The sequence below is a fragment of the Pantoea sp. GM_Pan_3 genome, from assembly GCF_026541045.1.
GTDB lineage: Bacteria > Pseudomonadota > Gammaproteobacteria > Enterobacterales > Enterobacteriaceae > Pantoea > Pantoea anthophila.
This window is the reverse complement of record NZ_JALNVA010000001.1, coordinates 106,139-117,636: the sequence shown is the minus strand read 5'-3', so window position 1 is coordinate 117,636 and position 11,498 is coordinate 106,139. Positions and strand designations below refer to the sequence as shown.

5 protein-coding genes are annotated in these 11,498 nt (G+C 56.4%); 3 read left to right on the top strand and 2 right to left on the bottom strand.

Annotated features, from left to right (window positions below; genetic code table 11):
• Positions 1 to 514: 514 nt before the first annotated feature.
• The 3 genes from OXR04_RS00520 to rcsB are packed head-to-tail and all read left to right on the top strand — an operon-like array spanning position 515 to position 4,998.
• A complete protein-coding gene (locus OXR04_RS00520; protein ID WP_058957781.1) occupies positions 515 to 1,669 on the top strand; it encodes an MFS transporter in 1,155 nt (384 codons plus the stop codon).
• Positions 1,670 to 1,688: 19 nt separating this feature from the next.
• Positions 1,689 to 4,346: a phosphotransferase RcsD gene (gene rcsD / locus OXR04_RS00515; RefSeq protein ID WP_009089070.1), complete on the top strand. Its 2,658-nt coding sequence runs from the start codon at positions 1,689 to 1,691 to the stop codon at positions 4,344 to 4,346.
• A 1-nt stretch (position 4,347) separates the two neighbouring features.
• A complete protein-coding gene (rcsB, locus tag OXR04_RS00510; RefSeq protein WP_009089068.1) occupies positions 4,348 to 4,998 on the top strand; it encodes a response regulator transcription factor RcsB in 651 nt (216 codons plus the stop codon).
• A gap of 43 nt (positions 4,999 to 5,041) precedes the next feature.
• Here the strand turns inward: rcsB and rcsC are convergent, their stop codons facing one another.
• Positions 5,042 to 7,894, bottom strand: coding sequence for a two-component system sensor histidine kinase RcsC (gene rcsC / locus OXR04_RS00505; protein WP_154927595.1), 2,853 nt, complete (start codon positions 7,892 to 7,894; stop codon positions 5,042 to 5,044).
• Between the two features lie 926 nt (positions 7,895 to 8,820).
• Entirely contained in the window at positions 8,821 to 11,487 is a 2,667-nt protein-coding gene (gyrA, locus tag OXR04_RS00500; protein WP_111207499.1) for a DNA topoisomerase (ATP-hydrolyzing) subunit A, read from the bottom strand.
• Positions 11,488 to 11,498 lie beyond the last annotated feature (11 nt).

Below are 11,498 nucleotides of genomic sequence, written 5' to 3'. Positions count from 1 at the left end.
GCGGTTCTGACAAAATAACTTTTATCCTAAACGTGCTGAAAATCAACACCAATGTACAGATTTAATTATGATTTAATCTTTATTACATAAGTCAGTCTTGCTATAAAACGTTCATGAAATAACGCTTTGCCCTTGATTTTTCATGTCAATTTGTGGCGGGATGTTTCCATAAATGTCACAAAAGGGCTAAAATATCGCCATTCTGAGAACTTCAGGGCGCTGAAAAGATTTTTTTAGTTATGCGATTCAGCCAGCATTTCCCACCGAGACGACAGCTTCGTTTAAGCAGACAACCCGTTGAAAACGGCACTGAAATTTGAGTTAAGTCGACTTGCGCGGCGTCCCGTCCTGCCAGGAAAGTTCTGGAAAAAATCCGCAGCGCATTAAAAATCGGTAAACTCCCGGTTTTGTCATATTGATGAGGGTGCTGCACCCCTGCTGATAAGAGGCGCGACGGCCACAGATTGCCGGCCGGTGCTACACTTTTTCGCTTTATCACTGATGAATCTGACCTATGACCGCACTGGACGCTGCACAACAACATCAACAGCAGAGCCGCCTGAACTGGGGCACCCGCACCATCTTTCTGATCAACGGGTTAGGCATGTCAGCCTGGGCACCGCTGGTGCCGTTTGCCCGTGATCGTCTGCAGCTGAGCGGCGCCTCACTGGGTGCGTTGCTGCTCTGTCTCGGCATCGGTTCACTGGCGGCGATGCCGGTCACCGGCACGCTGGTTGCGCGCTTTGGCTGCCGTCGGGTGATGTGTTTCTCCACTCTGTTGGTGCTGGTCATGATGCCGCTGCTGGCCACGGCGGACTCGCATCTGCTGATGGCGGCCGCGCTGATGCTGTTTGGTGCCGGGCTGGGCATGCTGGATGTCGCCATGAATTATCAGGCGGTTCAGGTTGAACAGGCGGCGGGTAAACCGATGATGTCCGGCTTTCATGGCTTCTTCAGCCTTGGCGGCATTCTGGGTGCAGGGACGGTCAGCCTGCTGCTGAGCCAGTCGTTCTCACCGCTGGCCGCCACGCTGGTGGTGATGGCCGTGATGCTGCTGCTGTTACTGTGGCGCATCCCGGTTTTAATGAATGAGCGTCTCCATCAGCCCGACCAGCCCTGGCTGGTGATACCGCGTGGCTGGGTGGCGTTTCTCGGCCTGCTCTGCTTTATTCTCTTTCTGGCAGAGGGTGCGGTGCTCGACTGGGGCGCGCTGCTGCTGCTGCAGAACCCGGCGATGTCAACGGCCTATGCCGGCCTCGGCTATGCCACCTTCTCCGTGGCAATGACGCTGGGGCGGTTCAGCGGCGATAAAATCATCCAGCGCTTTGGTCGCTATCCGGTGATGATAACCGGGGCGCTGACCGCCGCAGCGGGCATGACGCTGGCGGTGTGGCTGCCGTGGCCGGAGATCGCCCTGCTGGCTTTCCTGCTGGTCGGCTTTGGTTTATCCAATACGGTGCCGATGTTGTTCAATGCTGCCGGGAATCAACAGGATATGCCCGCGAACCTGGCGATTTCTGCCATGACAACGCTGGGATATGCGGGTATTCTCTCAGGTCCGGCTTTAATCGGATTCATTTCGCAATGGATCAGCCTCAGCGGCGCGTTTTTAGTGATCGCCCTGCTGCTGTTAGTGGTAGCCGCCAGTGCGCGAAGAGTTGCGCGATAATTCAGGTACCTGACACGCTATGTTGTATAAGTTTCCACTGACATCCGGCAATGTCACCCGCTTTTTTGTGGTTTTCAATCTGGTGCTCCTGCTGGCGCTGGGCTTTATGGTGCAGAACTCCGTGAATGCCTGGCTCACCGGAAAACGCTATGCTATGGACGATCTGGCCCGCGACGTTCAGAAGCGTATCGACGCCTATCGCTTTGCCACCTGGCAGATCTATGAAAACCTATCCACCAGTGCGGCAGGAACGCCTCCGGGCAGCAGCCTGCAGGAGACGCGCCTGCGTCCTGACGTCTACTATCTGGAAAAAACCCGCCGCAAGACCGAAGCGCTTATCTTCGGATCGCATGACAGCAGCACGCTGGATATGACCATGCGGATGTCCAACTATCTGGATACGCTCTGGGGCGCGGAAAACCCGACCTGGTCGATGTACTTTTTAAATGGTCAGGACAATAGCCTGATCATGATCTCCACGCTGCCGCTGAAGGATATGGCGACGCGCTACAAAGAGAGCGCCATCAGTTCAATGGTGGACAGCCGTCGCGCTGAAATGCTGCAGCAGGCAAACGCGCTGGACGAGCGTGAGAGCTTCTCGCCCCTGCGTCACCTCGCCTTCCAGAACGATCACTACTTCACGCTGCGCACCACCTTTAATCAGCCGGGCCACCTGGCCACCGTGGTCGCCTTTGATCTGCCGGTGAACGATCTGGTGCCGCAGAATATGCCGCTGGAGAATTTCCAGCTGCGTCAGGACAGCTCACTGCCCTCTGCCAGCAGTGAACAGCAGGAGGTGGAAAATACACACATCTCGCTGGTTAATCCGAACGTCGAGATTGCCGCCACGCTGCCCAGCACCCCGCTGCAGCTGGTCTATCAGGTGCCGATTACCCGCCTGATCGTCGACACCCTGCATAACCTGCTCTGGCCGCTGCTGATCAACCTGCTGCTGTTCCTGCTGTCGCTGGGCGGTGTGATGCTGCTGCGTCAGCAGTCCCTGCGCCCCAGTGAGAACCAGAGCGCCGAACTCGACTCGCTTCGGGTGCTGAATGAGGAGATTGTGGGCAGCCTGCCGGTGGGCCTGCTGGTCTATGACTTTGCCAGCAACCGCACCCTGCTGAGCAACAAAATTGCAGAGCATCTTCTGCCGCACCTCAATCTGCAGAAGATTATTAATATGTCCGACCAGCATCAGGGCGTTCTGCAGGCTACCATCAATAACGAAGTGTATGAGATCCGCCACGCCCGTAGCGTGCTCTCACCCCATACCCAGCTGTTTATGATGCGTGACCAGGATCGCGAACTGCTGGTGAACAAGAAGCTGCAGAAAGCGCAGCAGGTGCTGGATCGCAACCATCAGATGCGGCAGCAGCTGCTGCACAATCTCGGTCATGCGCTGAATCAGCCGCTGGAGAAGATCGTGGCGCAGCTGGTGCAGCTCAGCCAGCGGGATGCCGATGAATCCGTGCTCGACCTGCTTGATGAAAGCCAGGGGCTGGCGCGGCTGGTGGATGATATTGTGCTGCTGAACCGGCTGGAGGCGCACGACTGGTCACCGGATGCCACCATCTTCAACCTGCAGGAACTGCTGGATGAGATCGCACTGGAAAGCCTGCCGCTGATGCGTCGCAAAGGGTTGTCACTGGTGGTGAATAACCATCTGGCCAATGATGAGATGCGCTTTGGCGACCGTCGCGCCCTGCGTAAGGTGCTGACCACCCTGATGCACTATGCGCTGACCACCACCCGCTGGGGAAAAATTACCCTGGAAGTTAAGGTTGCGAATAAACAGGCCGATAGACTCATCATCGAACTGGTTGATACCGGCGCGGGCCTGACCGTGGATGAGCTGGCGAATGTCGATTTCCCGTTCCTGGGCGACACCAGCCAGGATCGATATGGTCAGGCGTCAGGCATGGCCTTCTTCCTCTGCAAACAGCTCTGCAAGCAGATGGGGGGCAGTCTGGATATCGTCGCGAAAGCGGATATCGGCACCCGCTATAATATGCAGCTGCCGATGGCACTGGAGCAGAAGCAGGAAGAAGAAGAGGAAAAAATTCTGGATGGGGTCACCGCCCTGGTGGAGATCACCGTGGAGGACGTCCATAAAATCGTCTGCCGCCATCTGGAAAACTGGGGAGCGCGCTGTCTCACCCCGGACGAGCGTATTTCCGGACAGGATCACGACGTGCTGGTAACCGACGATCCGTCGAAGCTGAGCGGCTGGGCACTGCTGCTGGCGGAAGATGAGCTCGGTCATCATGCACTGAACGACCAGCAGTATCGGGTCAATTTCAATCTCAGTAATGCGCTGCTGGATGCATTGCTGGCCCTGATTGAGAAGCAACTGTCGCATGATGTGATGGATAATGACAGGGAAGACGACACAGCCACGCCATTGATGAGCGGCGGCTATTTCCAGCTGTTTACCGAGACAGTACCGGTTGATGTGAAGAGACTGTATACTGAGTCAGCAGAAAAGGACTACGACTCGCTTGCTCAGACAGCGCATCGCCTGAAGGGCGTGTTTGCCATGCTCAACCTGTCTCCCGGCAAACAGCTTTGTGAAGAGTTAGAACACCACATTAAAGCGTGTGACGATTCAAACATTACAAATACCACCAGTGATATTGACGCTTACGTCAATCAACTGCTGCAGCAAGGTAACCAATAAGATGAATAACTTAAATGTAATTATTGCCGATGACCATCCAATTGTCCTTTTCGGTATCCGAAAGTCTCTGGAACAAATTGAATGGGTCAACGTTGTAGGTGAGTTCGAAGACTCAACAGCACTGATCAACAATCTGTCCAAGCTGGATGCTAACGTCCTGATCACCGACCTCTCTATGCCTGGTGAGAAGTATGGCGACGGCATCACGCTGATTAAATACATCAAACGCCACTATCCGGATCTCTCCATTATTGTTCTGACGATGAACAATAACCCGGCGATCCTGAGCTCTGTGCTTGATCTCGACATCGAAGGCATCGTGCTGAAACAGGGCGCACCAACCGACCTGCCGAAAGCGCTGGCAGCCCTGCAGAAAGGCAAGAAATATACGCCGGAAAGCGTGGCAAAACTGCTGGAGAAAATCAGCGCGGGCGGTTACGGCGACAAGCGCCTGTCACCGAAAGAGAGCGAAGTGCTGCGTCTGTTCGCAGAAGGTTTCCTGGTGACAGAAATTGCCAAGAAACTGAACCGCAGTATTAAAACCATCAGCAGCCAGAAGAAATCAGCGATGATGAAACTGGGCGTGGATAACGATATTGCCCTGCTGAACTACCTCTCCTCTGTCAGCCAGACCCAGGTCGAAAGAGACTAATCGATCGCTGAGGCGGTGCAGCCTGCACCGCCTCCCCTCTGCCCTACTTCATGCGCGTTTTACGCACCCGCTCAGCATAGATTGCCAGCGTGCTTTTCAGCACATCTAACGTCACCGGTTTCGACAGGCAGTTATCCATGCCCGCGTCCATACAACGCTGCTTCTCTTCGGCCAGCGCATTTGCCGTGACGCCAATGACCGGGAAGAGATGCCCCAGCTGACGCAACCGCTGCGTCAGGCGATACCCATCCATGTTCGGCATGTTCACATCGGTCAGTACGATGTCGATCTCATTGCGGCTCAGCACGTTAAGCGCATCGACGCCATCCTGGGCGGTTTTCACCTGATACCCCAGCGTGCCAAGCTGTTCTGAAAGCAGCATGCGGTTAATCGGATGGTCATCGACGATCAGAACCATGATGTCATCGTTGTGAATCTTCTCTTCCACCGGGCCAGCCAGCAGCAGCGCATCTGCCGCGTCGTGGCCGAGCGAGATGCGATAGATACGCGCCAGCAGCGCCGGTACCTCATGCAGTGTGGCGGTCGAGTGAACCCAGCGTCCAGGCTGACGTTCACGCGGCATATCCACATGCGATCCATCAAAGGTGACCAGCGCCCGCAGCGGTAGATCGATCTCCAGCTCGTAATCGGTCATCACCACATCGTCGGGGCCCGGTTTGCCGTTATAATCCGCAACCTGAATCCCCTGCTGCTGCATCTGACGCGTGATAAACGCCGCCAGATAATCATTGCGCATCGCCAGCCAGATTTTCTTCTCCTGCAAATCCTCCAGCAGCATCAGCGACGGCTTCTGCCCTTTGTAGACGGGAATACGAACAATGAACTGACTGCCCATGCCCGGCTCTGAGTCGACCTCAATGTCGCCGTCCATCATATTGATCAGCTTTTCACAGATCGCCAGTCCCAGCCCGGTGCCCTGGAAATTGCGCTGCACGCCATTCCCGACCTGGAAGAAGGGATCGAACAGGCGCGGCAGCTCTTTCGCCGGAATTCCGACCCCGGTATCGCGCACCCGGAAGGCCAGATAGCCCTGCGAGACATAGGCGTGCAGGATAATACAGCCGGTGTGGGTGAACTTAATGGCGTTGTTCAGCAGGTTGGAGATCACCTGTTGCAGACGCAGCGGATCGCCATCCAGCACCTGCGGAACGTCATGTTCGATAAAGCAGTAGAGCGTCAGTCGCTTCTTCACCACCAGCGACAGATAGTTGCCGACGATGTGGGTCACGATTTCACGCGGTGCAAACGGACGCGGTTCGATCTTCAGCTGCTCTGACTCGATTTTAGAGAAGTCGAGGATATCGCTGATGATTTTCAGCAGCAGGCTGGAGGAGTTGTTCATCGCCGTCACCAGCGAGTCGATCCCGCTGGGCAGTTGCCGGGTCTGCAGCAGATCGAGGTTACCGATAATCCCATAGAGCGGCGTGCGCAGCTCATGGCTGACGGTGGCAAGGAACATCGACTTCGACTGGCTCGCCTGCTCTGCCGCATGGGCCATCTCCTGCAGCGACTGCTCCATGCGGACACGGGCCGACACGTCCACCAGTACACAAATCGCCACGTTTTCATTGCGATAGCGCGAATGGACAAAGCTGATCTGCAGGTTGGTGTTGCTGCCGGTGAGCACATCGACAAAGTTAACCTGCTGGCCGCCGATAATCTCATTCAGCCGCAGGCGATCTTCCTGGGTCAGCAGGGTCAGGTAATTGTGCGCCAGCTCGTTACTCAGAATATTGGTGCCGTCGCTGGTGCGTAAAATACAGATCCCCACCGGCGCCGAGGCCACAATCTTACGGTTGAACTGTTCATGCTCTTCCAGCCGGTGCGCATTCTCCTCGGCGGGCAGGAACATCCGGCGCTCAAACAGCCAGGCGAGCGTAAACAGAATGATGGCGCTGAACACATTGAGCAGCAGCGCATTAATGATCATCAGCTTCAGCTGATCCATCATCACGTCGGTGGGTATCGACCACACCACGTTGAGATCGGAAGGCGGCAGCGGCTTTTTCAGCACCAGCTGACGGTAACCATTCAGATAACCGAACCAGGTTTTGTCATCGGGCAGACTGTCGAGCGAGAAGCCCAATCCGCCCCGGCGCGAATTGAGCAGTGGACGATAATTTTCGTCGGTAATCGAGGCGATGATCGGCAGACTGCCCGGCTGAATAAACTCATCAAGGCGGATATTCTGTTCGACGCCCAGCAGCGCCTGCAACTTGTTGGCCACGTAGACCGGCACCACCATATAGAAGGTGCCGACACCCGGCTGAGCACTGCTGTTGATCCAGTACATCGGGTTGCGGCGCTCTTCTTCGTTGCTGTTACGGTAGCGCAGCACATTCTCACGCAGCGATTTCAGGCTGCGCTCCCGATCGGCGGTGCTGCTGCCAATCGTAAAGTCAGCCAGACACTGGCTTTCCCCTCCGATAAAGAACACCCGGTTCAGCTCATACGAGGAGGCGAAGTTGCTTTTCCAGTAGTTGATGTAATAACTGAGGGAGTCGAGCGAGTTGCGCCAGGTGTTGCTCATGGCGGTGCAGTCGCCATCGGAAAACAGCGGCGTAAACTGCGGCTGGGTCGTTTTACCCGGGATCATGCCGGTCAGCGCATCCATGCCGTTGCTGGCATTCGTCAGCCGGTTCTCCGTAATATATTTCAGCTCCCGCATCATGTCGGCGGAGTGCCGCACATACCACTGTATCGTGCCGTAGTTGCTGGCAAACTCCTGACGAACCTGCGTCTCTTTATTGTGCAGCACGCTGATGATGTAAAACGCGGTAAGAACAGCGCCCAGCGTCCAGATTAGCAGCGCCAGCGCGCGGAAAAGATAGCGCGAGATGCGAAGCGTAGTGCGGAAAGAGACAGGATATTTCAAAGGAAACTCGCAGTTGGCAAGGTTAGTCGCATCATCAATTTTTATTGCCCATACACTAGCTTCATCGGGCAAAAAAAGCCAGCCAGCGGAAGGCCCGGCAGGCAGTTTGGGACGCTTTTCGGACAGCTTTTGCCGCCACGCCTGACGTCCCCCATCCCCCGCCTGAAGCGAAACCGTTTTCCAGCCAGAAAGAGCTGAAGCAACACCCTATCCCGGCGAGAAAGGCCTTTCGATCGCAGCGGCCTCACCGCCACACCCACAAGAATCCGCATCCTCCAGTCCGCGCACTCACCCGCCTGAAGCGACACCTTATCCCGGCGAGAAAGGCCTGCCATGCCCGAAGAGCAAAGCGTCCACGCCAGGGATGGCGTGGCCGATCCGCTGGGATGCGGGAATCCTTTGCGATCGGGCATGGCGGGCCTTTCGATCGCAACGGCCTGAAGCGACACCATACCCCGCCGAGAAAAGCCTTTCGATCGCAGCGGCCTCACCGCCACACCCACAAGAATCCGCATCCTCCCGCCCGCGCACTCACCCGCCTGAAGCGACACCCTATCCGGCGAGAAAGGCCTGCCATGCCCGAAGAGCAAAGCGTCCACGCCAGGGATGGCGTGGCCGATCCGCAGGGATGCGGGAATCCTTTGCGATCGGGCATGGCGGGCCTTTCGATCGCAGCGGCCTGAAGCGACACCACATCCCGCCGAGAAAGGTCTGCCATGCCCGAAGAGCAAAGCGTCCACGGCAGGGATAGCGTGGCCGATCCGCTGGGATGCGGGAATCCTTTGCGATCGGGCATGGCGGGTCTTTCGATCGCAGCGGCCTCACCGCCGCCACAGGCTACCTTGCACACCGCATAAAAAAAACGGCAGGCCGGGTTTCCCCTGACCTGCCGTTTCTGCAACGAACCTCAGCTTATGCCAGACAACTTACTCGTCGTCTTCAGCCGCGTCGTCTTCGTCTTCCGCTTCCGGTGCAATCTCTTCATCGTCAGAATCCGCTTCAGGCGCGATATCATCCTCGCCTTCCGCCACGCTGCCGTCGATTGAATCCAGCTCTTCCTCTTCAACCGGCTCGGCGACACGCTGCAATCCGACCACATTCTCATCCTCTGCGGTGCGGATCAGAATCACACCCTGGGTATTACGACCCACGACGCTGACTTCTGAAACGCGGGTACGCACCAGCGTACCGGCATCGGTGATCATCATAATCTGATCGCTATCCACCACCTGAACAGCGCCAATCACCGGACCGTTACGATCGGTCACTTTGATTGAAATCACACCCTGCGTCGCACGCGACTTGGTCGGGTATTCGCTGTTGGCGGTACGCTTGCCGTAACCATTCTGCGTCACGGTAAGAATCGCACCCTCTTCACGCGGCACAATCAGAGAAACCACGCGATCGCCTTCGGCCAGCTTGATACCGCGAACACCTGACGCGGTTCGGCCCATGGCACGCACAGCGCTCTCGGCGAAGCGCACCACTTTACCGGCGGCGGAGAACAGCATCGCTTCGTCATTACCGTTGGTCAGCGCCACACCGATCAGCTCATCGTCGTCACGCAGATTCACGGCAATAATGCCGGCGCTGCGCGGACGGCTGAACTCTTTCAGCGCGGTCTTCTTCACGGTGCCCAGCGCGGTCGCCATAAAGATATTGAAGCCTTCGGTATACTCGCGAACCGGCAGAATCGCCGTAATACGCTCGTTCGCTTCCAGCGGCAGCAGGTTGACGATTGGACGTCCACGCGCTCCACGGCTCGCTTCCGGCAGCTGATAAACCTTCATCCAGTAGAGACGGCCACGGCTGGAGAAGCAGAGAATCGTATCGTGAGTATTAGCCACCAGCAGACGATCAATGAAGTCCTCTTCCTTGATGCGTGCCGCTGACTTGCCTTTACCACCACGACGCTGCGCTTCGTAGTCACTCAGCGGCTGATACTTCACATAGCCCTGATGCGACAACGTCACCACCACGTCTTCCTGATTGATCAGGTCTTCGATGTTGATGTCCGCGCTGTTCGCGGTAATCTCGGTGCGACGATCGTCACCAAACTGATCGCGCATCAGCTCCAGCTCTTCGCGGATCACTTCCATCAGACGCTCAGCGCTCGACAGAATCAGCAGCAACCCGGCGATCTGATCCAGCAGCGCTTTATACTCATCCAGCAGCTTCTCATGCTCAAGGCCGGTCAGTTTCTGCAGACGCAGATCCAGAATCGCCTGAGCCTGCTGCTCGGTCAGGTAGTACTGACCGTCGCGGATGCCAAACTGCGGCTCCAGCCACTCCGGACGGGCGGCGTCATCACCGGCACGCTCCAGCATCGCTGACACGTTACCGAGATCCCACGCCTGCGAAATCAGACCCGCTTTTGCTTCTGCCGGGGTTGGCGCACGGCGGATCAGCTCGATAATCGGATCGATATTCGCCAGCGCAATCGCCAGACCTTCAAGGATATGCGCACGGTCACGGGCTTTACGCAGTTCAAAAATGGTACGGCGCGTCACCACTTCACGACGATGGCGAACAAAGGCTTCCAGAATCTCCTTCAGCGCCATAATCTTCGGCTGACCCTGATGCAGGGCAACCATGTTGATACCAAACGAAGTCTGCAGCTGAGTCAGTGAATAGAGATTATTCAGCACCACTTCGCCGACCGCATCACGCTTAATCTCGATCACGATGCGCATGCCGTCTTTGTCAGACTCATCGCGCAGCGCGCTGATGCCCTCGACACGCTTCTCTTTCACCAGCTCTGCAATCTTCTCGATCAGGCGGGCTTTGTTGACCTGATAAGGCAGCTCGTGAATGACGATGGTCTCGCGGCCCGTTTTGGCATCCGCTTCCACTTCGCCACGCGCACGAATATAAATCTTACCGCGTCCGGTGCGGTACGCTTCTTCAATGCCACGGCGGCCATTGATGATGGCGGCGGTCGGGAAGTCAGGTCCCGGAATGTGCTCCATCAGCCCTTCAATGCTGATGTTCTCATCTTCAATGTAGGCCAGGCAGCCGTTAATCACTTCGCGCAGGTTATGCGGCGGAATATTGGTTGCCATCCCCACGGCGATACCGGAGGAACCGTTAACCAGCAGGTTAGGGATTTTGGTCGGCAGAACTTCAGGGATCTGCTCTGTGCCGTCATAGTTCGGCACAAAATCGACGGTCTCTTTTTCCAGGTCAGCTAACAGATCGTGGGCGATTTTTGACATGCGGACTTCGGTATAACGCATCGCCGCGGCGGAGTCGCCATCGATGGAGCCGAAGTTGCCTTGTCCGTCCACCAGCATGTAACGCAGGGAGAAAGGCTGGGCCATACGTACAATGGTGTCGTAAACGGCGGAATCACCATGCGGGTGATATTTACCGATAACGTCACCGACGACGCGGGCAGATTTTTTATAGGGTTTGTTCCAGTCGTTACCCAGTTCGCTCATCGCAAAGAGTACGCGACGATGCACCGGCTTCAGGCCGTCACGCACATCGGGTAAAGCTCGGCCAACGATGACCGACATGGCGTAATCGAGGTAAGAAGTCTTTAATTCTTCTTCGATATTGACCGGTGTAATTTCTCTCGCAAGGTCGCTCATGGAGCCGCTAT